Raw genomic sequence first — 22,497 nt, forward strand, 5'->3', positions numbered from 1 at the left:
GCATCGGCTCGGGCCAGATGGTGAATGCTTGATCCAAGAAACAGGGCCTAAGGCTTGTCCCGTAACCCATGCGGCGGGGCGAAACAGCCCTGGAGTGCGGGTCAGTTGGGGGATTCGGTCGCATTCAGGAGTTGGTGGTGGAGGCCGGGTCTGGCGAAGAGGGCTGCGCCTGTGTCGGTTCGCCGCTGGCCGGAGAGGTCGCTGAAGGTGCCCCCGGCCTCCTCGACGATGGGGATCACTGCGGCAATGTCCCAGGGGCCGGCGCCCAGCAGGAGGAAGGCGTCGACCTTTCCCGTCGCGACCAGGAGGGCTCCGTGGCAGGTGCCGGATCCGGTGGACGGCTTGCTGGGAGGCGGTGCGGTGGTGTCCACCGTCGACCAGTCGAGCGCGGGGAGTACGGTTGCGGTGCTGGCCACCAGCCGCGCGGCAGCGGCGCGTTCGGTTTCGCTCAGCCGGGGCGGTGGAGGCCAGATTCCGATAGCAGCATCCTTGGCCTCTCCTCCTGTCGTGAGCGTCAGCCGGTGCGGCGGTGCTGACGGATCTGAGGGGCATGGCCCCGTCCAGGCCCCATTGCCTGGTACTGCCCACCAGCGGCGCCCGAGTGCAGGGGCGGAGACCATGCCCAGCGTCACAACGCCGTGTTCTTCCAGGGCGATGAGGGTGCTCCATTCCGGCTCGCCTGCGATGAAACTTGCCGTGCCGTCAATGGCATCGATGATCCATCGGCGGCTGCCGCGGCCATGAGCACCGAACTCTTCACCGACGAACGCATCGCTGGGATGCTCCATACGGACTGACGCGCGCAGGGCACGTTCGATCTCGCGGTCTGCTTCGGTGACCGGACTTCCGTCGCGTTTGTCCTCGGCGCCCAGGTCGGGTGCACGGAAGTAGCGCCGGGCGATCTGGTCTGCCTGATCGGCCAGGCGGTGCGTCAGCGCCAGATCTGCTGAGTCCGTCATACCACTCACCCTAATCCGGTGATAGCGACAGCTCGTTGGACGTGCGTCCCAACGGGCTGTTCGAGCAGTGAACGATGATCGCGGTGGCGGTCACGTGGGCGCCGGGCTGACGCCTTGAGCCGTCCGGGCACTTGATCCCTCTATCCAGAGCGGCGATGTCCGGCGTCCTCGCGACCACCACCATCGTCAACACTGGTTACATGATCACTCGTTGGTGTCTTTGGTGCGAGCCTGCCGCACGGTGCCCCCTCGTAATGCCCGAGCCGCTTCAGCTCCAACGCAGACCGGGGCCCGTGGGGTGAGCTGGTGCCACGAACAGCTACTGAGGTGGCGGACCGGCCCCGTGTCGAGTCCTGGGATTAGGTCGCTGCGTGGTTCCGCATGAGCTCGTGACCAGCGGAAACAGTCCATGAGGAGGGAAAATTTGATCTGCTGCGGCATCGACTGGGCGGAAAAGACGCATGACGTTGCTCTGGTCGACGACACCGGCCAGCTCCTGGCCAAGCGGCACATCACCGACGATGCCGCCGGCTACAAGATCCTGGTGGACCTGCTCGCCGAGTACGGCGACACCGAAGAGATCCCGATTCCGGTCGCGATCGAGACTTCCCGCGGCCTGCTGGTCGCCGTGCTACGGACCGGCAAGCGGCAGGTGTTCGCGATCAACCCGATGGCCGCCGCCCGCTATCGCGACCGTCACTCCGTTTCGCGCAAGAAGTCCGACCCCGGCGACGCCCTGGTTCTGGCGAACATTCTTCGCACCGACATGCATGCCCACCGGCCGCTCCCGAACGACAGCGACCTTGCCCAGGCCGTCGCCGTCCTCGCCCGGGCCCAGCAGGATGCCACCTGGAACCGGCAGCAGATTGCCAACCAGCTCCGCTCCCTGCTGCGCGAGTACTACCCCTCCGCCCTGGCAACGGCCGACGGGTGGAAGAACGGTCTGTGCCGGCCCGAGGTTCGCGAGGTCCTCCGTTCGGCTCCGACCCCGACCCGCGCGGCCCGACTGACCCGCACCCAGCTCCAGGCCGCCCTCAAGCGGGCTGGCCGACAGCGCGGGGTCGAGGCCGAAGCCGAACGGCTTCGCGACGTCTTCCGGGCTGACTGGGCCCATCAGCCTCTGCCCGTCGAGAACGCGCTCGGCAAGCAGATGCTCGCTCTCCTCATCCAGCTGGAAGCCGCCTGCACTGCTGCCGACGACCTGGCTGAGGCGGTCGAAGAGGCTTTCCCTCAGCACCCGGACGCTGAGACCATCCTCAGCTTCCCCGGTCTGGGCGTTCAGCTCGGCGCTCGGGTGCTCGCCGAGATCGGCGACGACCGCAACCGGTTCGCCGACGCCCGCGGCCTGAAGGCGTACGCCGGCTCCTCACCCATCACCAGGGCCTCTGGCAAGAAGTCGTCCATCACCCGCCGGTGGGTGAAGAACGACCGCCTCAACCACGTCCGCTACCTCTGGGCCTTCTCCGCGATCACCGCCTCACCGGGCGCCAAGGCCCACTACCGTCACCGTCGCGATGAGCACAGCGACTGGCACGCCGCTGCACAGCGCAACCTTTTCAACCGCATGATCGGTCAGCTCTACCACTGCCTCCAGCACCGCAAGCTGTTTGACGAAAACACCGCCTTCCCAGTCCACGTGGCTGTCGCCGCATGACCGCGGCGGCGCCTCTGCCATGCTGACCATCTCGCAAGGACGGGAGAGACATGACTGAGCCGATCGCCGGATTGATCATGGGCCGAAACCTGCGCGCCTTCCTGGAGCTGCTGTCCAGCTACGCCGACTACGCCTTCGACGAGACCGACTGGGACACGATCGAACTCGGCATTTTCGACACCGACGACGAGAAGCCCGACGGCTGGTACGCGTATCCACTGGTGGGCTCGAGTGCCACGCTGGAGATCAGCCTGGCCCATTCCGTCGGCAGCGAGGTGATGTCCATCCGCGTCGCGGGGGCTGAGAGCCCCGAACTCCGACTCCGGACCGACACCCTCCTGACCGCATTCTTCAGCATCTGACCACCGTCATGTTCGACTGAACCACCCGAAGCCCGCTGCCACTTGACGAGTTGGACCCCTGAGGTGTCTGGATACCCCCGTTCACCGGGCTGAGCCCACGCAGCTTCGCGAAGTTGGTGACCGCGCTTCGCCGTGAAGGTGCGGCCCACGTGCGCAAGGGCCGGCCGTGGGGGCTACCGCTGGAGGATCGGGTATTGCTGGTGACGGCGTATTGGCGCACGAACCTGACCATGCGCCAGCTCGCCCCGCTGTTCGGCGTTTCGAAGTCGGCTGTCGACCGAATCATCGACCGCCTCGGCCCGAAGCTCGCGCTCCAGCAGCGCAAGCGGTTCGCCAAGGACACCGTGCTGATCGTGGACGGCACCCTCGTGCCCACCCGTGACCATTCAGTGGCGGAGCAGTCGAAGACATCTCATGTCGCTGGCGAGTCAAGTCGAGCCCATTAGCCGACCCCAGGTGAGCGTTGCTCCCGGGCGGTCGCTCGCCGGGCGACGCGGTAGCGTCCTGGGCATGGTGGATGGTCCTGATGTGTCGATGGCGCTGGGGGGCGGGGTGACCGACCGCTCGCAGGCCTGGGGCTTTGTGCGCTGGTTCAGTGGTGAGTGGATCGGCCGTCCTCTGCGGCCCGAGGACGGTTGTGCTGCGGACGAGTTGATAGCCGCGGAGAGTGTTCTCGGCTTCGAACTCCCCGCAGCCTTGCGCGAGGGATACGCGCTCTTGGGCCGCCGAGACGACCTGACCCGACAGCAGGACCCCTTGGTCCCGCCGGCCGGGCTCTATGTCGACGACGCCCTTGGCGGAGTCCTGGTTTTCCGCCGCGAGAACCAGGACTGTGCGGCATGGGCGATTCCCCTCACCGCGATCGAGCAGGACGACCCTCCGGTGGTGGTGGAGTCACACCGGGGTTGGATTCCCTTCCTCGACCGGATGTCCCTGGCGTGGGTCGAGTTGGTGCTGAGCGAATCGCTCTTCGCCGTCGGCAGCCTGTACGACGCCTGCGAGTTGCCAGACGCGCTGGTGCCCAGCCTCCAGGCTCGCTACGCCCGCATCGACCTGCCTGACCATCCGATGTGGGCGAGCGAAGAGGACTCACCCGTGCGCTGGTACGCGGCTCCTGGTCGATTGCTGCGCCGGGACGGCTTGCAGGATCACTGCTGGGTCCATGCACGCGGTCAGGCAGTCGCCGATCTTGAGATCATCCGCGCAGACCTCCCCACCTCTTGGGTGGGCTGACCTCTTTGACGCAGTTCCGACTGCGCAGTGGATGGTCATGCGACCAAGGTGACGGAGCTGGCGAAGGCATGTTCGGGGTCGTAGAGCGTGCCGGCTTGCAGGCAGCGGTAGAGGCAGCCGAGCAGCTTGTTGAACAGGTTCCGAAGGGCGGCGGTGTGGCGTTCACCGCCGTCACGCCGGCGGTCGTAGTGGGCCCGCGGCCCTGCCGATCGGAGAGCAGCGAAGGCCCACATGTGACCGGCTGCGGCCAGGCGCTGATTCTTCACCGTGCGGGCTACGACGACGTGGCTGCGGCCGGAAGCTCGTGTCACCGGGGCGGCGCCGGCGTATGCCTTCATCGCTCTGGCGTCCGCAAAGCGTCCGCGATCGTCACCGATCTCTGCGAGGACGCGTGCGCCGGACAGTACTGACAGGCCCGGGAAACTGGTGATGATCTCGGCGTCCGGGTGAGCGAGGAATGCATCCTCCGTCGCGGCGGCGAGCTGGTCGACGCTGTTGCAGGCGGCGTCGAGCTGTTGGATGAGAGCCAGTGCCTGGTGCCCCATGGCCTGCTCGACCTGGGGCAGGTGGTGAAGGTAGTCGGCACGGAAGATGTCCCGAAGCCGTTCGACCTCGGCCTCGATGCCGGACCGCGGGCGGGCGGCACGCTTGAGCAAGGCACGCAGCTGGCTCCGGGTAAGTCCAGCGGCGTCGATCGGGGTGGGTGCCGCAGCGAGAACCACGCGGGCGCGGGGCGAGTCGAGTCCGGGCTTGCCGGGGCCCTGAAAGGCGGCGAGGGCGGCCGGATAGTCCTCACGAAGGTGAGAGCGGAGCCGGTTGATCATCTGCTGCCGGTCCCAAATGGCGTCCTGATGGGCGCGAGCGAGGACTGCGACGCTCTGCCCGGCTTCGCTGTCCGCAGGCAGGGGCCGGTGGGCATGACGGTCAGTGCGCAAGATGTTGGCCAGGACACGGGCGTCGGCCGCGTCGGACTTGGCCCGGGAAACGCTCCCGCGGTCGCGGTAGCGGGCGGCTGCAAGGGGGTTGATCGCGTAAATCTCGCGGCCGGTAGCCCGCAAGCAGGCGACCAGCAATCCGCGCGGGGTCTCGATGGCGACCGGGATCGGGGCCTCGGCACTGTCGCCGTGCCTGGCCAGCAGCTCCATCAGTGCGTGGAATCCTGCACTGTCATCGCTGATTCGTAGCTTGGCCAGCTGGACACCATCCCCGTCCACCAGAGCTATGTCGTGGTGTCCTTCCGCCCAGTCGATGCCGCAGAAAATCGCGCTCAATGTCTCTACCTCTGTGCCAACGTTCGGTTTCGCTTCCAGGCGGAGCACGCGGCGCTCTAATAGAAGTGCTCAAGGCACGCCATCTCATGAGCCGTTCGTTTCTCCAGCGACCGGCAGGGACCTCGGTCTGCTGAAGAGCTCTCGGGCTCGCGAACTGCTGAGAGGTCGGCCCCTGCCAGCGGGCTGGCGACATGAGACCTGTGATGCCCACGCTTCTGCCGGGCGGGACCGGTCTTTGACAAGAGATCGCGGTCCCGGAACTACCGAAGGTCTCCGCCCGACAGGGCGAGTGGCGAGGCGGAGCCGGTCTGACTACGGGGATCCAGTCCCGGAACGGGGGCAGGCTCCACCTCGCACAGCGGACCCTTGCACTCCCGCGCTCGGGCTCACCGATGAGCTATTAGAACTACGGGTATTCCACCAACCACCAAGTCGTCATCGACGCCGACACCCGCATGGTCGTCGTGGTCGGCCAGCCTCCCGGGCAACCGGAACGACTGCAAGGCATGGGAGGAATCCGGGGCCAAAGCCGCCATCGGCAAGACCATGACCATCGCCGACGGCGGCTATCCCGGCACCGGACTGGTGATGCCACACCGCCGCCGGCCCGGCGAAGAACTCCCCGCCTGGAAGCAGGAACACAACCGCTCGCACAAGCAGGTCCGCGCCCGCGTCGAGCACGCATTCGCCCGCATGATGACCTGGAAGATCCTCCGCGACTGCCGACTCAAGGGTGACGGCGTCCACCACGCCATGCTCGGCATCGCCCGCCTGCACAACCTCAACCTCGCCGGATAGGCGCAGCAACCGTCAACCGAGCCGGCATGCTTCATCGACTTGAAGATCATTTACGGGACAAGCCTTAGGTGAGGCTGCGCTCCGGGATATGTTCGACGGCCACTTCCGAGGCGAGACCGCACGCGATCACTGGGGGCACGGCGGTTCTGGGTGGTGCGTCTCGGCCGACCTTTCAACCGACCCTATACGGCGTAAGTTCGTGGAGATCGCTGACGAATGTCACGCGAGTGCCGTAACCGGCGGCCCCCAGCCGCTGCCGATCGGTACTTCGATACTGCTCCACGAGCTTGTCATTTGAGGTCCGGCGTCGAACGCGGCTCGAACTTGGTCGGCTTTCCCGTTCAGCGGACGTGAGGGCGGCCTCCGTCTGAGCCTGTGCTCCGTCACAGAGGCCGAGGAACCAGCACGAAGGCCGTGGTCGTGAGTCTGGAGCATCAAGGCGTCCTGCGGGATGCGTCCGCGGAAGCGTCACGGTTCCGGACGGAGTTGTACGCGTGTCTGACCGCCCGGGGCGACGTGCTTCGAGCTGTGCGACGCCCTGCTGCGCACGGACGGCGCGCCGGTTGTCGTGCGGCTGCCGGGGCGGCCATGGCTCGCCGTCGGCACAGGCCGCCACATCCGCCTTGATGAGCGCCGCTGTCCCTGCTTCGGCCGTCGCGGCGGAAGCAGGGACGGACCGGCGCCCGGCGGACTCGGCCCGGTCCCCGTCGGCAGCCTGGAAACGGCGTCACGTTCGCGGTGGCCGAGGTGGGTTTCGGTGCGTATGGCACCGGTGCTCGTGCGGTGGTCGGCAGCCACGAGAAGGGTTCACGGTCGTCCCGGCACATGCCGTGCCAGGCCAGGAGTACGGCACCGGCGGACGCTGTCGGAAGCGGATGGCGGCTCGGGCTCCGGCTTGAGGCCGTCGGCGATCGGATAGACAGTGAGAATCATGAACCGGCACCGGCAGCCATCGAGGCGGGCTCCGTGGATAGCGGGCGGAGCGGCCGTGGTCGCCCTGGGGGGCGGTTTGGCAGCCTGGGCGCTGCTGTCGTCCGGCGGCGGCAGCGCCCCCCACCCGACGCCGTCACCGACGGTGACGGCGTCGCCGTCGACGCCGAGTCCATCCCTGTCCCCTTCGCCGCGGCCGTCGGCCCCGAGTTCACCGGCCCCGTCGACGCCGAAGCCCACACACCCCCCCGCGCCCAGGCCGACCCGGACCGTACCGCCGGTGCCGACCGTCACCCGGCCGGCGCCCCACCGAACGACCCCGGTTCCCCCGCCGCCGGTGCCGACCGCCATCCGGCCGCCGGCGCCCCACCTGACGACCCCGGTTCCCCCGCCGCCGGTGCCGACCGTCACCCGGCCGCCGGCGCCTCATCTGACGACCCCGGTTCCCCCGCCGCCGGTGCACACGCCGACCACGAAGCCGGCTCCTCCCCACACACCGACGCCCAGACCGTCCGTGACCCCGCACTGGCCGCCCTCGCCCCCGCCCCCGCCCTCGCCCCGGCCCTCGCCCCGGCCCTCGCCCCGGCCCTCGCCCCGGCCCTCGCCCCCGCCCTCGCCGTCCCCCACGACGACGCAGCCGAGCCCGCCCCCGTTCACCTCGCAGCCTTCGCGGACACCAGTGCCCATGCCTCCGGCCCCGACGACCACCGGCAATGGACCGGGAACGACCACCTGGGTCACGTCGCCGGAGGCCGTGGCAGCCGCCAAGCGGATGGCGGCTGCCGAAGCGGTCGGCGACCCGGTCTGCTCGCTGTCGGCCGTGGGACAGCCGAACCCGAACCTCGTGCCGCCGGTCGGGCGTATCGGCATCGGGCACTATGGCAACTACTGGTGCCTGATCTGGTAGCCCGCCACGGGCACAGCCGCGGCCGGGCCGCGCCGACGCGCAGCCATTCTGGCCGGGGGCGACGGGGGTGGGCAGGGCGTCGCGCGGGGCGCGTCCGGTGACGCGTTCACTCGACTGGGCGACTGGGCGACTGGGCGACTGGGCGACTGGGCGAGCGGGCACCTGCGCATCGCACGTGACCGTGCAGTACACCGGTGCAGAGGAGTGGAACACCGTGACTGGCAGGCCCGCCCCCGTCTCGGACGGAGACCTCGCTGCCTACCACTGCGACCGCTCGGCCGGATCCGCCGCGGCCGAGCCGCCCAGGCCACCTGACTCCTGGGACGGCCTACGCTCCCTTGCCCCAGCCCTGTGCTGCGGCAAGGGCGCCCGCGGGCGTCTCATCCATGCCCTGGCCGCCGAACCCGCCCCGGGTCCAGGATCCTGGCCGCCTCACCGCGCAGTAACGACCGGGATCCGGGGTCAGTAGCCGACGGTGAAGCGCTCGCCGATGTGCCGTGGCTGTTCGATCTCGTCGAGCAGGGCGACCGCGTAGTCCTCGGCGGAGATGCGGCTGCTGCCGTCTTCGTCGACGATCAGATCGTCCTTGGCGATGCGGTAGATGCCGGTGCGCTCGCCCGGCTCGATCGTCGCAGCGGGGCTGAGGCTGGTCCACCGCACGTCGCTGACGGTGCGGCAGAAGTCCAGGGCGTCCCCGTGGGCGTGCATGATCTGGAGCAGAAAGTCCGGCAGGCCCTCTGCGTCCCAGACCTGCGTGCCGTCCGGCTGACGCAGGGAACCGGCGCCGCCGACCAGGACGAGCCGGGGTGCGGATCCCTCCAGGCTGCGGATGCCGGCGACCAGGGATTCGACGCTGGGCCTGATGGTGGCGATGTGGCCCGGCCCGTCGCCTCCGCCGACCGCGCTGATCACGACGCCCTGTCCCTTGGCCGCCTCGGCGACGGACTCGGGATCCAGAACGTCGCCGGTGACCACGGTCATGTTGGGGTCGTGCCGGGTGAGCTTCGCCGGGTCGCGTACGACCGCTGTGACCATGTGGCCCCGACGGAGTGCTTCGTCCAGGATGCGGGATCCGATGGTGCCGGTGGCGCCGAACAGGGCGATCTTGGACATGCGAATGAATCTCCAGTTCCCGTTGATCGTCTCAGGGGCCGCAGATTACCGAGACCTCTCGTGACGGACATGAGGCATCGGGCCGCTTCCGGTGAACACGACCCGATCAGTCCACACCGTCCGGCCGGGCCGGTCGAGGATCGCCGGCTCGAACCCGGCGTGATCGGGCTTCCACGGCACGCGCTTGAGGTGCGGTGGCGGGGGACGGATTCGCTGTGACGCGCGGCCGCTCCGGGGCGCGTCATCCGCCCGGCGCGTCCTCGGTCTCCCAGCGCAGCAGGTCGCCCGGCTGGCACTCGAGTACTTCGCAGAGTGCGGCGAGCGTCGCGAAGCGCACCGCTTTGGCGCGGCCGTTCTTGAGCACCGCCAGGTTGGCGGGTGTGATCCCCACGCGGTCCGCGAGCTCGCCCACGGACATCTTCCGCCTGGCCAGCATCACGTCGATGTCGACGGCGATCGGCATCAGATCACCTCGTCCAACTCGGCCTGCATCTGCGTCGCTTCGATGTCGCGCGCGACGGCCTGGGCGAGCAGCATCCGCAGTACGAGCACGATGAGCGCGACCCCGAGGATGGCGAAGCCGATCCCGCCCATGATGACGGTGACCCCCGGGTCGTCCCGCTGGCCCGGCGCGTTGACGGCCGTGACCGCGAACCACACGAGGGCGGCCGCCACGATCGCGCCGATCACGCCGTCCACGTACCGGAAGGCGGCGTGGGAGAACACGGTTCCGCGTCGCACCATCGTCACCAGCCGCCATACACAGACCAGGGCGACCTGGGCCGAGACCATGCCCAGGATCGTGATGAGGCGCAGCGAGGTGAGCGGGAGCGTCCCGTCCTCCGGGTCGTTCCCGCTGGTCAACGCCCACACCATCATTGCCTGTACGAGCACGGTGCCGGCGAGCACCATCGCGAGCACGGTGCGCAGCGCACGCACGGTCAGCTTTCCCACGGCCCATCCTTCCATCGACTTGCGATGGGAATCTATCGATAGTCGATAGGTGAAGTAAGGGGGTGGGGGCGATTCGACTGCTGCGCTCGGGAGGGAGTGGCCGGGCTTCGCCGTTCTGGTGCCCGGCGCCTTGCGGGCCCTCATGCGCTCGGGTGCGGTGTCCAGGAGCGAGCCGCGCGACGTCAGCCCGGCCGCATTGACCAGGCAGTCGATCCGGCCATGCGCGTCCAGGGTGCGTATGACGGAGTCGCGGGCCTGCGCCGGGTCGGCGAGGTCGACCTCGACAACACCCGCCTGCTGTGCGGGCGCCGCCTGTCCGTGGTCCTCCACCACGACCTGGGCCAGGACACGCCGCGCCCTGCCGGACCGTCATGCGGGCCCACAAGGCACTCCCCGACATCGGCCCGACGCTGCCCTCGGCGATCCAGGTGGTCACGCCGTTCAGCCTGTCGCCCGGGACCTCGCGGGCAGCAGTTGCCACCCAGGGCGTCGCCGAGCGCACGGTCGTGGAATGCGTGATCAGCGCCGCCTCCGGTACGACCAGCCGGTGCCGATGCCCGCCACGTGCAGGGCCAGGGCGGTCAGTCCCAGCAGCATCACGTTCGTGGAGGTGAACGTGTCGTTGGTGCTGATGTCCGCCGCGTTGATCAGAAAGGCGATGAAGAACAGAACTGCGGCAACGATGCCGGGCATGAACGGGCTCCTCTCGAAGGGGTGACATCCCGTATGCCCGCACATCACCTCCACAAGCCCGTCGCCGGGTGATCACAGGGGTGCGCATCGGCTCCGCATGGGGCCGGAGTGGGAGGCCGAGATTGTGTCGAGCCATCATGTGCTGGCCGGCACTCCGACGTTCGAGAACGGCTCGCACCTGGTGCGTGACGAGTGGGTCGCCGCGCACAACCGCTTCCACCTGGCCCTCGTCGCCGCCTGAGGCAGCCCCCGGCTGCTCGGCGTCGTACGGACGATGAGCAGCGCGGCGGAGGTGTACCGGCAGTGGGCCGTCGAGCCCGGGCTCCAGGAGGGGTGCGACGTCGCCGCGGAACACCGGCAGCTGATGACCCTGACCACGGCCCGCCGGGCGAACGAGGCGACCGCGGCGCTGCGTGCGCACTTCGAGTCGACGGCCCCCGTGCTCCCCACCAACGCGGAGTGCCGCGCGATCGGGTGACCGCGCCCGAGCGGCAGGCCGGCCGGGGACAATCGGTTGTTTCCTGTGATACCGGGTCAATTACCTTGCGGATTTCGCAATTCGGCGCGACAACCGTGGAAGACGGCCAGAATGTGGCGGTGAGGCCGGTGGTGTGGGGCGCCGGCTGTCGCGTGTTGTGAAAAGAGAGTTCAGTCCTCGGGCAACGGCGTACGCTCCGCGTCGAAGGAGGGTGCCATGGCCGCTCACGCGAAAGCGATCGGGATCTGGTGGCTGGCCACGATGGCTGCCCTGACCACGGCGGTCATCGCGGTCGTCCTCGTCGTCCAGGCCGACTCGGGGGAGGCGTCCCCGCCCTCGCCGTCCCCCCTCACCGCACCGCCGGCGAACTCGCCCGGGACGACGGGCGCCACGCCCTAGGTGCCGTCGCCGAACGGTGCCGTGCTCGTCGCTCATGCCCGCGGTTCGTGGCTGCGGTTCGTGGTCGCGGCTCGTAGTCGCGGGCATGAGCGACGGGCTGCGCCTCGTCAGACCGTCGACAGGTCGATCGCCCGGTCCAGGTCGTGGGGGCGCAGGACGCGCAGGATCGCTTCGAGGAGGTAGTAGTCGGCGTAGGGGAGGGAGATCTCTATGCCGTCCTCGGCGGGGCGGTTGCGGGTGCAGCGGGCTACGACGGCCTCGGCGCGGGTGGAGTGGGTGGTGAGGCAGGTCGCGCACAGTGCGCCGAGGATGCGCAGCGCGGTGGTGCGGTAGGGCCCGCTGCCCGTGGCGGCGGCCAGGTCGAGCAGCCCGCAGGCCATGACGGTCGCAGCGGAGGCGTCCTTGACGTCGTACGGCTGCTGCGGCGCGCGATAGTCCCAGATGGGCACGTGGTCCGGGCCGAGGGCCTGGAGGGCGTAGTCGGCGAGGGCACGGGCGGTGGCGAGGAACTGGTGGTCGCCGGTGCGCCGGTACATCGTGGTGAAGCCGTAGATGCCCCAGGCCTGTCCGCGGGCCCAGCAGGAGGTGGGGCTGTAGCCCTGGACGGTGTTCGGGCCGACGGGGGTGCCGGTGGCGGGATCGAGGTCGTAGGCGTGCGGGGTGGATCCGTCCGGTCGCGGGAAGAGACGGCGGGTGGTCTGCGCGTGTCCCACGGCCGCGTCCATGAACGCGCTGTCGCCGGTCTGCCGGGCGGCGAAGACGAGCAGGTCGAGGTTCATCATCGTGTCGATGATCATGCGCCCCGCGTTGTCGGAGGTGTTGAGCGCACCCCAGGCCCGCAGGTAGCGGCCGCGGGGGTTGTAGCGCTGGAGCAGTGAGCGCGCCGCCTGCACGGCGCCGTCCCGCCAGGACGGGTCGCCGGTCAGCCGCCAGGCGGTGACCCAGGACGGGGTGAACAGGAAGCCCAGGTCGTGTGTGCTGGTGTCGTACTGGCGGGGGGCCAGTTTCGCGGCCGATGCGAGGGCGAGGGTGCGCAGGCTGTCGTCGCCGCTGTGGAGCCAGCTCATCCAGAGGATGCCGGGCCAGAATCCGCCGACCCAGTCGCCGTTCTGGGAGTAGACCCACTTCTCGAACTTCGTCCCGACGGGGAAGGCGCTCACCCCGGGCGCGACGGCACGCACCTTCGCGACCGCGTAGTCGGCCGCGTCACGCAGCACCGCCTCCGTCGCCGCCGGCACCTGGCCGGTGAGTGCCTGGGCGGACTGAGGTACGGCGGCGTACGCCACCGCGGCGCCGCCTGCGGTGGCCAGCACGGCCCTGCGGGACATGTGCATGGGTGCCTTCCTCTCCAACTGAACTGGTGAGTGGGGGAGTTGAAGGAGTCTCGCATGCGGCGACGCTCGCGTATATACATGTGCGCAAGGTTCAGATATGTGAATATCTCCCGTGAGGCGAACCTCCGTTGCTCAGAGCGGACACCCGCGCACGGCCCCGGCGACGGCCGAGAACCCCTTCCGCGGGATCGCCCCGTGGTTGGCGGCGACCTTCGCGGCGACGGCGATGTTCGTGTTCCGGGCGGCCGCCGCCTCGAGGTCGGTCCGTATTTGTTCCTGCTCGTCACCGCGGCTGCCGAAGGGCGTCCCCGAGGCGACCACGTACCGCACCGGCACCCTGATGCCGTCCAGCACGGGGCCCGGTTCGGCGACGACCGCCGCCAGTACCCCTGGGTGGCGAACTGGCCGTTGAGGTAGACCACCGGGACGCCGGGACCGCCGGTGCCGGTGGACGACACGGCCCTGGCCGTGTCGTCCACCGGCACCATGCCGGCCCACTTCGTTCCGGCTGGTCCGGCTGGTCCGCCTGTTCCGGTCGCGGGGCCCCTCGGGACGGACGGGCGATCGGCCTGTCTAGAGGCTGCGGGCGGTGATGTCGCCGCGGGACGTGGTGGCGCGGATGTCGAGTTCGGCGGTGCCGTCGTTCTTGAGGGCGTTGCTGATACGGCCGTAGCCGGTGCCGGCGTCCAGGGCGGCGGAGACGCCGGCGGCGGCACCGACCGAGATGTCCCCGTCCTGGGTGCCGAGGACGACCGTGCCGCGCACGGCCTCGGTGACGCGGATGTCGCCCCGCGCGGTGCTGATCTCCGCGGGGCCGCCCAGCCGGCCGACCTCGACGTCGCCGTCGGTCGCGGTGAGCCGGAGGCTCGCGGTCTCGTCGATCTTGATCCTGCGGTACGCGCCGTCGAAGACGACGTCGCCGAGACGTCCGACACCGCGCAGCTCGGTGCCGGCCGCCTTGGCCTCGACGCCGGAGCCGGCGGGCAGTTGGACGGTGACCTCCACGGAGCCGGAGGGGCCGAAGAGCTGGTTGCCGGGGGTCCCGGCCGTGATCCGCAGGACATCGTCGGCGTACGAGACGGTGGTCTGCTCCGCCGCCTTGACGTCGCGGCTCTTGGCGGGGTCGGCGGGCAGGACCTCGACGGTGGTGTCGGCGCGGTCCGCGGCGATGAACTGGACGCGTCCGGCGGGGATGTCCAGGACGGCGGAGATCGGGGCGGGGGTGTCGAACTTCTGCATCGCGGTCTCCCGTTGTCGTTCGTCGTTTCTGACATTGGAAACGCTACGTTGCTTTCCGGAGTGCGACAACATATTCGTTGCGTGCAGTGTGTAAAACTGCAGCTCAGTGAACCAAAACTGTTGCAACGGGCTGCAAGATAACGCAACGGGAGATTGTCATTCATTGCAATGGTCAAAGAGTGAACGCTATGCTCGTGAGGCCAGGGACCGCCCTGCGGGAAGGTGCTGGCCTGTCTCTGCATCAGCGACGCGGCCGGTCTCACCGCGTCCGAACTCGTCCAGCGGCTCCAGGTCGGCCCGGCGTCCGTCTCCAAGGCGGTCGCGTTCCTCGAGGAGCAGGGGCTGGTCCGCCGGGAGCGCGACGAACGCCGCCGCGAGCGTTACTTCGTCGACGACGTCTGGTACCAGTCGATGATCGCCAGTGCGCGCGGCACCGCCCAGGTCGCCGAGACCGCACGTCAGGGTGTCACCGTCCTCGGCCCGCGCACCCCCGCCGCCAACCGCCTGGAGAACATCGCCCGCTTTCTCGACTTCGTCAGCGAGAGCATCGCCCGCGCCGCCGAGCAGGCCCGCGAAGTCCTCCACGGCAAGCCCGGGGCGGCGACCTCTGACGGTACTGGTCGGCCGGGTCAGGACCGCGACTGGATGCCCGGCCGGGCGGCGGAGTTCACAGGTGTCTCCCAGTCCGTGCTCATCGTCCCTGGCCGGAGGCCGTCGCGGCAGGGCAGGATTGGCGACAATATCGTTGCCATTCTGAGCGTTCCGTCGCGGAAAGGGGCACCACGTGCCGGCAGCACCCAACATCCCGTCCGGGTCCGACCCGGTCGTCGAGGCCGTCCGCGCGGCGATCGTGCGCGGGGAGTACGTGCCGGACCAGCGGCTCGTGGAGGTCGACCTGGCGGAGCGGTTCGCGGTCAGCCGTGGCGCCGTGCGCTCGGCCCTGCTCCAACTGGGCAACGAGGGGCTGGTGGAGCGCATCCCCAACCGCGGGGCCCGGGTGCGCGCGGTGCCGCTGGCCGAGGCGATCGAGATCACCGAGGTCCGGATGGTGGTCGAAGGCCTGTGTGCCGCCAAGGCCGCCCAGCGGGTGACCGACGCGGAGATCGCCGAACTGCGGGAGATCCGCACGGGGATGATCGGGGCGGTGGAGGCCGGGGAGGTCATGGCCTACTCCGAGCTGAACAACCGGCTGCACCGCCGGCTCGTCGAGCTGAGCGGTCAGGCCACGGCCGGGGGAGTGCTGGAGCGGCTGCGCGGCCAGTCGGTGCGGCACCAGTTCCGGCTCGCCCTGCAGCCGGGGCGGCCGGCCGTCTCGCTCCCGGAACACCTCGCGATCATCGATGCCGTCTGCGGCCGGGACCCGGTCGCCGCCGAACAGGCCGCCCGCGGGCACCTCGGCAGCGTCATCCACGCCCTGCGAAAGATCGCCAACAAGCCTTCATCGGTGGCGAGTTAGCGTGGCAGTGTGCCGCGCGCCGGGCCCGGGCAGCGGTCGGTACCGCTTGAGACGCACCGCCTGCCCATCTCACGGTCGCGTGCGCTGCGCATGCCGGCCGGGATCGCGACGGTGGTCACGGCGGCGCCGCTTCTGGCGGCGCCGCCCGCCGCATTCTTGAGGGCACCGGCCATCTGCTGTTCCTGATTCCCGCCGGTGCCGACCGCGCAATTCTCCGGCTTTTCCCGGGACGTGCGGCCTCGCCGAGAAGCACCTTTTCACCTCTCGATCGGCGCTCGGACCCGCGGGATTCAATGCCGGTATCGAATGCGTGCGACTCGTCCTGGTCGCCGACTCCGTCGCCCGCTCGCCACGGCCTGGACGGCCGCCATCGGCCGCCCGGATCGATCTTGGCGGTTCGCTCACCGTTCATAACCCCCTCACCTGCGCGAAGGCGGCCGTTCGGGCTACGCCGGAAAGGTCCTGGCGGCCTGTCACAACGAAACCCCAGGACGGATTTGGTGACCGAATCACGCGTTCGCCGGTGGCGCCGCAGCCTCCGTGTTCTGCTCGTCGCCGTCGCCGGACCGACGCTCGCCGTCGGCGCTCTGACGGCGTCCCCCGCCCACGCGGCGGCGGCCGACGACATCCGCATCAACGAGGTGGTGACCACCGGGGACGTCAACGACTCCGTGGAGCTCTACAACAAGGGCACCGCCACGGTGGACCTCTCCGGCTGGATCCTCCGGGACGACAACGACAGTTCCAAGTACGCGATAGCCTCCGGGACCACCCTTGCGCCCGGCGGCTTCGTCGCCTTCGACGTGCACAACGCCTTCGGCCTGGGCTCCGACGACGAGGCGCGCCTCTACCTCGCGGACGGCACCACCCTGGTCGACAGCTTCGGCTGGACCCAGCACTCCGACCCGTCGTGGTCGCGCTGCCCCGACGGCACCGGTGCCTTCGGCTCCGCCACGCTGACCCTCGGTGCCGCCAACGACTGTGGCTCCGGCGGCATTTCGGCGACGGCGTGGCCGGGCGGCAGCTCGGTCGCCACCGCCGACACCAAGAACGCCTTCGGCTCGGACATGAGCGGCCTCTACCAGGAGGGGAGCGTGCTGTGGGCGGCACAGAACAGCGGCAAGCTGTGGCGGCTGGTGCCCAACGGCTCCACCGCCTGGAAGGCCGACACCAGTAACGGCTGGACGTCCGGCAAGACGCTCAAGTTCCCCAGCGGTTCGGGCACGCCCGACGACGAGGGCGTCACGCTGACCGGCTCCGGTTCCAGTGGCGGCGTGTACGTGGCGAGTGAGCGCAACGCGGACTCGTCCGGCACCAGCCGGCTCTCCGTCCTCAAGTACGACGTGAGCGGCACCGCCACCACCATCACCGCCGCCACCGAGTGGAACCTGACCTCCGACCTGCCGTCGGTGGGCTCCAACCTCGGCCTGGAGGGCATCACCTGGGTCCCGGACGCCACCCTGACCGCCGCCGGGTTCAAGGACGCCTCGACCGGTGCCGCCTACAACCCGGCGAACTACGGCTCGCACACCGGCGGGGTGTTCTTCGTCGGCGTCGAGGGTACCGGCATGATCTACGGCTACGTCCTCAAGGACGGCGGCACCTTCACCCGCGTGGCGTCCCTCAGCAGCGGCATGGCCGGCGTCATGGAGCTCCAGTGGGAGCCGCAGGCCTCCCGCCTGTGGGTGGTCTGCGACGACACCTGCTCCGGCCAGCACCGCACCATGCAGATCAACTCCTCCGGCGTCTTCGCCACCACCGCCATCTACAACCGCCCGACCGGCATGGACAACTTCAACAACGAGGGCTTCGCCGTCTCCGGCTCCGACGCGTGCAGCGGCGGCACCAAGCCGGTGTGGTGGTCCGACGACAGCAACGACAGCAGCCACGCGCTGCGCAGGGGCACCATCACCTGCTGAGGCCCTGCCGGGCCACCCGGGCCGCGCAGTATCGTACGCGCGGCATCACACGTACCACCGGAACATGCGTCAACTCCCTTACCGGCACGTCGACTTCACCGACGTGCCGGTTCCTTTCGCCGCCCCCCCGGAGGAACCGTGGCAACCAGCCGCCCCCAGCGTTTCCGTGTGCCGCTGACCCGACGCAGATCCCTCGCCGTGACGGCCGCCCTCGCCGCCGTCTGCGGTGTCGGCCTCACCCAGCCGACCCCCGCCCGCGCGGACGCCGCCTCCGACCGCGCCGCCCTCGCCCAGTGGTGGGCCCCGGTCAACTTCCAGGACGTCGACTCCACCGGCGAGACCGCGCTCGGCGGCAAGTCCGACTACATCACGTCGTACGACTACGACGGCGACCTCAACGGCCGCAACAACTGGGAGAACACCAGCCAGTTCCCGCTCGCGGCGCACGTCTACTACTCGGTCGTCCAGACCCCGTCCTTCTCCTACCTGCTGTACACGTACTTCCATCCGCGCGACTGGTCGGACGGCGTCCTCGACAACTACCAGGAGGACCTGACCGAGCACGAGAACGACGCCGAGGGCGTCCTGGTCGTCGTGGCCAACGACGGCTCCGCGCACGGCCAGTTGAAGGCCGCCATCACCGTCGCGCACAGCAACTTCTACTCCTGGGTGCCCTCCGGCAGCGACTTCACCAGCGGCCAGGAGAGCGTCGACGGCACACTGAAGCTCCAGGGCGACCCGCACGACGACGGCCACGGCCGCCCGTTCACCACCCAGCAGCCCAACACCCATGCCGCGTGGGCCGAGGGATACCTGTCCCAGGAACGCAGCCAGTACGCGAGCGGCGACGGCATCGTCTACTACCCCGGCTCCACCGCCGAGGTGCCGTCCGGCTCCAACGACCGCGACGTGCAGTACACCCTGACCGACGTCTTCGCCGCGAACGGCATGTGGGCGAACCGCACCCTCACCACGCTCTTCGCGACCACGAACAACTTCGCAGGCGACGACAGCTCCAACCCCTACGGGGCCAAGTGCGGCGCGGGCGGGGTCCTCGGCCCGGCCAACGGCGCCTGCGACACCGACGCGGCCAACCCGCCGTGGGCCTGGGACGACGGCAACGACCTGCCCGGCCGGGGCTACCTCGCCACCAACCCCGCCGAACTCGTCTGGGACTACTTCAACTGGCCCGGCAAGCCCTCCACGCCGGACCTCGCCTACACCTGGGACCAGTACAACGGCATCACCTCCTGATCAGGCGCCGGGCCCGCCCTGCAACACCGTGGGGCTGATCTGCCGTAGCTGAGGCAGCGTGGTGACCATGTGGGCGACCACGCGTTCACTGAGGCAGACATGGCGGTGGGGGATGTCCCCGGGGAACCGGGCGAAGTCCCCCGCCGCCAGGTCGACGGGTTCGGTGAGCGGGCCGGTGCGCAGCTTGCCGGTGATCACGTAGACGTGGTGGAGCGTGCCGGCGGCATGCGGGGAGACCGGCTCCGGCTGACTGCCGCTGCGCTCCAGACGCAGCACGAGGGTCCTGACGTATCCCGAGCCGTAGACCTCGTCCAGCAGCCGCTCCGACCAGTTGCCGGTGTCCGACCACTGCCCCTCGTCGTGCCGCTGGACGTAGACCGGTGTGCCCCACTCGGTGAGCAGCCGGCGGGCCGGCACGTCCAGGGCAGCGCCCAGCAGCGAGAGCGTCTCCACGGTCGGGTTGCCCGAGCCCTGCTCGATCTTCGACAGCGTCTGCTTCGAGAGACCGGAACGGCGCGCCAGCTCGCCCAGTGACATGGCGCGCTCCAGCCGGAACCGGCGGACATTGCGGGCCACCAGCTCGTTCTCATGGGCCAGGTCGTCACTTTTAATGTGCATCCCGTCATTGTTGACGGACGGCTGGCGGTCTGGCCATGCTTGTCACGTAAAAGTTTCCGGCCGGTCAACTGAAATTGACGCCGGACCCCCTCGAAGCTGAGGTGACCCGCCATGACCACCGCCTCCCTCGCCTCCCAGGCCCGCGACGACCGGGCCGCCGTCGACAAGGCCATCAGCCTTCTCGTCGCCTTCGGTGACAAGGCGAGCAGCGGAGTCGGCGTCAGCGAACTGGCCCGGCGGGCCCAGCTGAGCAAGTCGACCGCGCACCGGGTGCTGGGCATGCTGGAGCGCAACGGGGTCGTGGAACGCGTCGGCACGGACTACCGGCTCGGCGAGCGCCTCCACCAGCTGGGCCGCTCCGTGTACGCGGCCGGCCACGAGAGCCTGCGCGACCTGCTCCTGCCGTACCTGACCGATCTCTACGAGCTCACCCGGCACACCGCCCACCTCGCCGTCCTGCACGGCACCGACGTGGTCTACCTCGGCAAGCTCCACGGCCACCGCCCGGCCCCCGTCCCGTCGCGCATCGGCGGCCGGCTCCCCGCCCACGCCACCGCCGTCGGCAAGGTCATGTTCGCCTACGACGCCGAGGCCGCCGCCCAGGCGATCGCCGGACCGCTGCACCGCTTCACCGCCCGGACCATCACCGACCCGGCGGCGCTCTCCGACGAACTGGACCGCATCCGCCGTACCGGCGTCGCCTACGACGAGGAGGAGAGCCAGCTCGGGCTGAGCTGTGTCGCCGCGCCCGTCCTGGGCCGCTCGGGACGGGCGGTGGCCGCGCTGTCCGTCGCCGGGCGGCGCGGCCACATCGACACCCTGCGGCTCGGCGCCGACGTGCGCCGGGTCGCGGCGGCGGCCTCCCAGGCACAGCAGCGGACGGGCCGGCTGCCGCGCCCGTGACCCGGGCGTCTGCCGCGCCGTGACTCAGGCGCGCTCCGCCGTGGCGACCGCGAAGCCCGCGATCCACTCCGGGATCGGCGCGTAGAAGCGGGAGGACATCCGGTAGCCGCCGGCGGCGGCAAGAGATGCGAACGCGGCGATCCAGGTGCGGACCTCGTGGGCCGAGCCGCCGCCCTCCGCGCCCATCCATTCCACCGTCCAGGAGTCGACGTCCGCCAGCCGCCCGCTGTCGAACACGTCCAGGACCTGGTTGTCCCAGACCGGGTTGATGGGGATCATCCGCGTCGAGCCGGCCGCGTAGTCCCGGCCCGCCTGCACCACCCGCTCCTCACCCCGGGCCCGCTGCTCGGGGGTCGGCGGGTGTCCCTCGATCAGGGCGTCCGCGACCCGGGGCGGGGCGCCGTCCAGGACCGGGACGGGCGGGTCGTGGGAGAGGCCGCCGGAGCCGAGGAACAGCACCCGGCGGTCGAGGCCGGCCGCGGCCTGCCCGACGGCCGTGCCCAGCGCCCGGATGCGGCCGACCGGGCCGAGCGGAGTCGCGACCCCGTTGACGAAGACCGGCACCACCGGCACCTTGTCGATCCCGCCGAACAGCACCTCCAGCGGCTGCACGAACCCGTGGTCGACCGTCATCCGCGCCGAAACGGTCAGGTCGATGCCACGTTCCAGCACCCCGCGTGCCAGCGCCCCGGCTGCCTCCGTGTCGACCGACAGCGGACCCGCCGCCGACCCGAAGTCACCGACGGCGTGCGCCGCGGTGGCGAGGCAGAACGGCGGCATCTCCTTGTAGAAGAAGCCGTTGTAGTGGTCGGGGGCGTACAGGACGACCAGCTCGGGGTCGTAGGCGCGGACGAAGGAACGGGCCCCCTCCACCGCCTCCGCCACGGCGGCGAGCACCTCGGGCGCGGGGTCGTTCCTGCCGATCAGGGGGGAGTGGGACAGCCCGACGGCGGCGGCGTTCACGACGGTTCTCCCTCGGGGCGGGGCTGGGGGTGAACGACGAGCTTGCCGGTCAGCCGCCCGTCGATCATGAGCTGGAACCCCTTGTGGATCTCGGCCAGGGGCAGGGTGCGGTCGATGACAGGGCGCAGACCGGTGGCGTCCATCAACTTGAGCAGGGCGACCAGTTCGCTGCGCGTGCAGCCGGTCGAGCCGAGGATGCGCTGCTGGAGGTAGAAGACCCGGCCGAGGTCGGCGGGCGGGTTGGTGCCGCTGGTCGCCCCCGCGATCACGACCGTGCCGCCCGGACGCAGTGACCTGAGCGAGTGGGACCAGGTCGCCTCGCCGACCGTCTCCACCACCACGTCCACCCGCTCGGGCAGCCGTTCTCCGGTCGGTACGGCCCGGCGCGCGCCCCAGGACTCGGCCTGCGCCCGCTTCTCCGCGCTGCGGCTGGTGGCGTAGACGACCGCCCCGGCGGCGACCGCGAGCTTGATCGCGGCCGAGGCGACCCCGCCCCCGGCGCCCTGCACCAGCACCCGGTCGCCGGCCCGGATCCCGGCCTGCGTGAAGAGCATCCGGTACGCGGTGCCCCAGGCGACCGGCAGACAGGCGGCCTCGTCGAAGGTGAGCCACTCCGGCTTGGGGATCAGATTGCGGGCGGGGACGGAGAGGTACTCGGCGAAGGCGCCGTCGTGCTGCTCCGACAGCAGCGCCCGCCCCGGGTCCAGCGTCTCGTCGCCCAGACCGGCGTCCGCGTCGGCGATCACCGGGTGGACGAGGACCGCGTTGCCGTCCTCGTCGTACCCCGCCGCGTCGCAGCCCAGCACGACCGGCAGCCGTTCGGGCGGATGGCCCACCCCGCGCAGGGTCCACAGGTCGTGCATGTTCAGCGACGACGACACCACACGGACGGTCGACCAGCCGGGGCGCGGCCCGGGCTCGGGAACGTCTCCGACGACGAGGCCGGCCAACGGGTCGGTCGCGCTCTGGGAGACGGCGGTTGCGGCAAGCATGGGAGCACGCTCTCCCGCCGCCCCGGGCCGCCGACAGCCCGCGTGCCGCCGTACGGAACAGCCGATGG

General features: G+C 70.1%; 24 protein-coding genes and 4 pseudogenes. 15 read left to right on the top strand and 13 right to left on the bottom strand.

The window, feature by feature from the left end:
* Positions 1-101 precede the first annotated feature (101 nt).
* The gene (locus ABT137_RS46515) at positions 102-959 is read right to left on the bottom strand and encodes an inositol monophosphatase family protein (protein ID WP_351719097.1); all 858 of its coding nucleotides are present in this window, start codon (positions 957-959) and stop codon (positions 102-104) included.
* A gap of 409 nt (positions 960-1,368) precedes the next feature.
* On the opposite strand from ABT137_RS46515, the gene ABT137_RS46520 reads away from it, so the two are divergent.
* From ABT137_RS46520 to ABT137_RS46535, 4 genes and pseudogenes are all read left to right on the top strand, one after another.
* Positions 1,369-2,613 (top strand): IS110 family RNA-guided transposase, encoded by a 1,245-nt coding sequence (locus ABT137_RS46520; protein WP_351719099.1) that lies wholly within the window; start codon positions 1,369-1,371, stop codon positions 2,611-2,613.
* Between the two features lie 50 nt (positions 2,614-2,663).
* The gene (locus ABT137_RS46525) at positions 2,664-2,975 is read left to right on the top strand and encodes a hypothetical protein (RefSeq protein WP_351719102.1); all 312 of its coding nucleotides are present in this window, start codon (positions 2,664-2,666) and stop codon (positions 2,973-2,975) included.
* Positions 2,976-3,046: 71 nt separating this feature from the next.
* A pseudogene (locus ABT137_RS46530) lies at positions 3,047-3,470 on the top strand (helix-turn-helix domain-containing protein); the annotation flags it as partial.
* A 15-nt stretch (positions 3,471-3,485) separates the two neighbouring features.
* Positions 3,486-4,208 carry an SMI1/KNR4 family protein gene (locus ABT137_RS46535; RefSeq protein ID WP_351719168.1) on the top strand — a complete coding sequence of 241 codons (723 nt, stop codon included), beginning with the start codon at positions 3,486-3,488 and terminating at the stop codon, positions 4,206-4,208.
* A 35-nt stretch (positions 4,209-4,243) separates the two neighbouring features.
* Here the strand turns inward: ABT137_RS46535 and ABT137_RS46540 are convergent, their stop codons facing one another.
* Positions 4,244-5,479 (bottom strand): IS110 family RNA-guided transposase, encoded by a 1,236-nt coding sequence (locus ABT137_RS46540; protein WP_351719104.1) that lies wholly within the window; start codon positions 5,477-5,479, stop codon positions 4,244-4,246.
* Between the two features lie 404 nt (positions 5,480-5,883).
* Between ABT137_RS46540 and ABT137_RS46545 the strand changes: the two are divergent.
* Positions 5,884-6,277, top strand: a pseudogene (locus ABT137_RS46545) (transposase family protein); the annotation flags it as partial.
* Between the two features lie 1,356 nt (positions 6,278-7,633).
* Here the strand turns inward: ABT137_RS46545 and ABT137_RS46550 are convergent.
* Positions 7,634-7,894, bottom strand: a complete 261-nt coding sequence (locus tag ABT137_RS46550) for a hypothetical protein (protein WP_351719107.1) — start codon at positions 7,892-7,894, stop codon at positions 7,634-7,636.
* On the opposite strand from ABT137_RS46550, the gene ABT137_RS46555 reads away from it, so the two are divergent.
* Entirely contained in the window at positions 7,893-8,114 is a 222-nt protein-coding gene (locus ABT137_RS46555; RefSeq protein ID WP_351719108.1) for a hypothetical protein, read from the top strand. The genes ABT137_RS46550 and ABT137_RS46555 overlap by 2 nt on opposite strands.
* A 462-nt stretch (positions 8,115-8,576) precedes the next feature.
* On the opposite strand, the gene ABT137_RS46560 is transcribed toward ABT137_RS46555, so the two are convergent.
* The 3 genes from ABT137_RS46560 to ABT137_RS46570 form a co-directional block, all read right to left on the bottom strand.
* The gene (locus ABT137_RS46560) at positions 8,577-9,227 is read right to left on the bottom strand and encodes an NAD(P)-dependent oxidoreductase (protein ID WP_351719110.1); all 651 of its coding nucleotides are present in this window, start codon (positions 9,225-9,227) and stop codon (positions 8,577-8,579) included.
* Between the two features lie 241 nt (positions 9,228-9,468).
* Entirely contained in the window at positions 9,469-9,690 is a 222-nt protein-coding gene (locus ABT137_RS46565) for a helix-turn-helix domain-containing protein (RefSeq protein ID WP_351719112.1), read from the bottom strand.
* Positions 9,690-10,181, bottom strand: a complete 492-nt coding sequence (locus ABT137_RS46570; RefSeq protein ID WP_351719113.1) for a DUF2975 domain-containing protein — start codon at positions 10,179-10,181, stop codon at positions 9,690-9,692. The genes ABT137_RS46565 and ABT137_RS46570 overlap by 1 nt, the downstream gene beginning before the upstream one ends.
* A 270-nt stretch (positions 10,182-10,451) precedes the next feature.
* Here ABT137_RS46570 and ABT137_RS46575 point away from each other — a divergent pair.
* A pseudogene (locus ABT137_RS46575) lies at positions 10,452-10,639 on the top strand (LacI family transcriptional regulator); the annotation flags it as partial.
* Between the two features lie 61 nt (positions 10,640-10,700).
* Here the strand turns inward: ABT137_RS46575 and ABT137_RS46580 are convergent.
* Positions 10,701-10,874 carry a hypothetical protein gene (locus tag ABT137_RS46580; RefSeq protein ID WP_293996021.1) on the bottom strand — a complete coding sequence of 58 codons (174 nt, stop codon included), beginning with the start codon at positions 10,872-10,874 and terminating at the stop codon, positions 10,701-10,703.
* Positions 10,875-10,971: 97 nt separating this feature from the next.
* Between ABT137_RS46580 and ABT137_RS46585 the strand changes: the two genes are divergently transcribed.
* The 3 genes from ABT137_RS46585 to ABT137_RS46595 all read left to right on the top strand — a co-directional run bounded on the left by ABT137_RS46585 (position 10,972) and on the right by ABT137_RS46595 (position 11,751).
* A complete protein-coding gene (locus tag ABT137_RS46585; RefSeq protein ID WP_351719115.1) occupies positions 10,972-11,115 on the top strand; it encodes a hypothetical protein in 144 nt (47 codons plus the stop codon).
* Positions 11,116-11,148: 33 nt separating this feature from the next.
* On the top strand, positions 11,149-11,352 hold the full coding sequence (locus ABT137_RS46590; protein WP_351719117.1) for a hypothetical protein: 204 nt from the start codon (positions 11,149-11,151) through the stop codon (positions 11,350-11,352).
* 216 nt (positions 11,353-11,568) lie between these two features.
* Positions 11,569-11,751 (top strand): hypothetical protein, encoded by a 183-nt coding sequence (locus ABT137_RS46595; protein ID WP_351719119.1) that lies wholly within the window; start codon positions 11,569-11,571, stop codon positions 11,749-11,751.
* A 107-nt stretch (positions 11,752-11,858) separates the two neighbouring features.
* Here the strand turns inward: ABT137_RS46595 and ABT137_RS46600 are convergent, their stop codons facing one another.
* The 3 genes from ABT137_RS46600 to ABT137_RS46610 form a co-directional block, all read right to left on the bottom strand.
* Complete coding sequence (locus tag ABT137_RS46600; protein WP_351719121.1) at positions 11,859-13,085, bottom strand: YyaL domain-containing protein; 1,227 nt, start codon at positions 13,083-13,085, stop codon at positions 11,859-11,861.
* Positions 13,086-13,217: 132 nt separating this feature from the next.
* The gene (locus tag ABT137_RS46605) at positions 13,218-13,439 is read right to left on the bottom strand and encodes a hypothetical protein (RefSeq protein ID WP_351719122.1); all 222 of its coding nucleotides are present in this window, start codon (positions 13,437-13,439) and stop codon (positions 13,218-13,220) included.
* A 219-nt stretch (positions 13,440-13,658) separates the two neighbouring features.
* Complete coding sequence (locus tag ABT137_RS46610) at positions 13,659-14,324, bottom strand: DUF4097 family beta strand repeat-containing protein (RefSeq protein ID WP_351719124.1); 666 nt, start codon at positions 14,322-14,324, stop codon at positions 13,659-13,661.
* Between the two features lie 219 nt (positions 14,325-14,543).
* Between ABT137_RS46610 and ABT137_RS46615 the strand changes: the two are divergent.
* The 4 genes and pseudogenes from ABT137_RS46615 to ABT137_RS46630 form a co-directional block, all read left to right on the top strand.
* Positions 14,544-14,954, top strand: a pseudogene (locus tag ABT137_RS46615) (MarR family transcriptional regulator); the annotation flags it as partial.
* Between the two features lie 154 nt (positions 14,955-15,108).
* Positions 15,109-15,780, top strand: a complete 672-nt coding sequence (locus ABT137_RS46620; RefSeq protein ID WP_351719126.1) for a GntR family transcriptional regulator — start codon at positions 15,109-15,111, stop codon at positions 15,778-15,780.
* 500 nt (positions 15,781-16,280) lie between these two features.
* A complete protein-coding gene (locus ABT137_RS46625; protein ID WP_351719128.1) occupies positions 16,281-17,699 on the top strand; it encodes a lamin tail domain-containing protein in 1,419 nt (472 codons plus the stop codon).
* Between the two features lie 168 nt (positions 17,700-17,867).
* Positions 17,868-18,953, top strand: coding sequence for a hypothetical protein (locus tag ABT137_RS46630; RefSeq protein ID WP_351719130.1), 1,086 nt, complete (start codon positions 17,868-17,870; stop codon positions 18,951-18,953).
* Here the strand turns inward: ABT137_RS46630 and ABT137_RS46635 are convergent, their stop codons facing one another.
* On the bottom strand, positions 18,954-19,571 hold the full coding sequence (locus tag ABT137_RS46635; RefSeq protein WP_351719131.1) for a helix-turn-helix domain-containing protein: 618 nt from the start codon (positions 19,569-19,571) through the stop codon (positions 18,954-18,956).
* Positions 19,572-19,682: 111 nt separating this feature from the next.
* Here ABT137_RS46635 and ABT137_RS46640 point away from each other — a divergent pair, with 111 nt between their 5' ends.
* Positions 19,683-20,474: an IclR family transcriptional regulator gene (locus ABT137_RS46640; RefSeq protein ID WP_351719134.1), complete on the top strand. Its 792-nt coding sequence runs from the start codon at positions 19,683-19,685 to the stop codon at positions 20,472-20,474.
* A 24-nt stretch (positions 20,475-20,498) separates the two neighbouring features.
* Here the strand turns inward: ABT137_RS46640 and ABT137_RS46645 are convergent, their stop codons facing one another.
* Together ABT137_RS46645 and ABT137_RS46650 are read right to left on the bottom strand one after the other, a co-directional pair.
* Complete coding sequence (locus ABT137_RS46645) at positions 20,499-21,437, bottom strand: 3-carboxyethylcatechol 2,3-dioxygenase (protein ID WP_351719137.1); 939 nt, start codon at positions 21,435-21,437, stop codon at positions 20,499-20,501.
* Positions 21,434-22,429: a zinc-binding dehydrogenase gene (locus ABT137_RS46650; RefSeq protein WP_351719139.1), complete on the bottom strand. Its 996-nt coding sequence runs from the start codon at positions 22,427-22,429 to the stop codon at positions 21,434-21,436. The genes ABT137_RS46645 and ABT137_RS46650 overlap by 4 nt, the downstream gene beginning before the upstream one ends.
* Positions 22,430-22,497: the final 68 nt, after the last annotated feature.

Origin of the sequence: Streptomyces sp. NPDC001980, from assembly GCF_040296885.1 — a bacterium.
In the GTDB taxonomy this organism is placed as follows: Bacteria; Actinomycetota; Actinomycetes; order Streptomycetales; family Streptomycetaceae; genus Streptomyces.

Coding starts and splice junctions, on each gene's coding strand:
- ABT137_RS46560 (WP_351719110.1), bottom strand. CDS start 9,227: ATGTCCAAGATCGCCCTGTTCGGCGCCACCGGCACCATCGGATCCCGC.
- ABT137_RS46520 (WP_351719099.1), top strand. CDS start 1,369: ATGAGGAGGGAAAATTTGATCTGCTGCGGCATCGACTGGGCGGAAAAG.
- ABT137_RS46650 (WP_351719139.1), bottom strand. CDS start 22,429: ATGCTTGCCGCAACCGCCGTCTCCCAGAGCGCGACCGACCCGTTGGCC.
- ABT137_RS46590 (WP_351719117.1), top strand. CDS start 11,149: ATGAGCAGCGCGGCGGAGGTGTACCGGCAGTGGGCCGTCGAGCCCGGG.
- ABT137_RS46525 (WP_351719102.1), top strand. CDS start 2,664: ATGACTGAGCCGATCGCCGGATTGATCATGGGCCGAAACCTGCGCGCC.
- ABT137_RS46600 (WP_351719121.1), bottom strand. CDS start 13,085: ATGCACATGTCCCGCAGGGCCGTGCTGGCCACCGCAGGCGGCGCCGCG.
- ABT137_RS46515 (WP_351719097.1), bottom strand. CDS start 959: ATGACGGACTCAGCAGATCTGGCGCTGACGCACCGCCTGGCCGATCAG.
- ABT137_RS46635 (WP_351719131.1), bottom strand. CDS start 19,571: ATGCACATTAAAAGTGACGACCTGGCCCATGAGAACGAGCTGGTGGCC.
- ABT137_RS46565 (WP_351719112.1), bottom strand. CDS start 9,690: ATGCCGATCGCCGTCGACATCGACGTGATGCTGGCCAGGCGGAAGATG.
- ABT137_RS46610 (WP_351719124.1), bottom strand. CDS start 14,324: ATGCAGAAGTTCGACACCCCCGCCCCGATCTCCGCCGTCCTGGACATC.
- ABT137_RS46585 (WP_351719115.1), top strand. CDS start 10,972: ATGGGGCCGGAGTGGGAGGCCGAGATTGTGTCGAGCCATCATGTGCTG.
- ABT137_RS46580 (WP_293996021.1), bottom strand. CDS start 10,874: ATGCCCGGCATCGTTGCCGCAGTTCTGTTCTTCATCGCCTTTCTGATC.
- ABT137_RS46550 (WP_351719107.1), bottom strand. CDS start 7,894: ATGGGCACTGGTGTCCGCGAAGGCTGCGAGGTGAACGGGGGCGGGCTC.
- ABT137_RS46535 (WP_351719168.1), top strand. CDS start 3,486: ATGGTGGATGGTCCTGATGTGTCGATGGCGCTGGGGGGCGGGGTGACC.
- ABT137_RS46640 (WP_351719134.1), top strand. CDS start 19,683: ATGACCACCGCCTCCCTCGCCTCCCAGGCCCGCGACGACCGGGCCGCC.
- ABT137_RS46555 (WP_351719108.1), top strand. CDS start 7,893: ATGCCTCCGGCCCCGACGACCACCGGCAATGGACCGGGAACGACCACC.
- ABT137_RS46595 (WP_351719119.1), top strand. CDS start 11,569: ATGGCCGCTCACGCGAAAGCGATCGGGATCTGGTGGCTGGCCACGATG.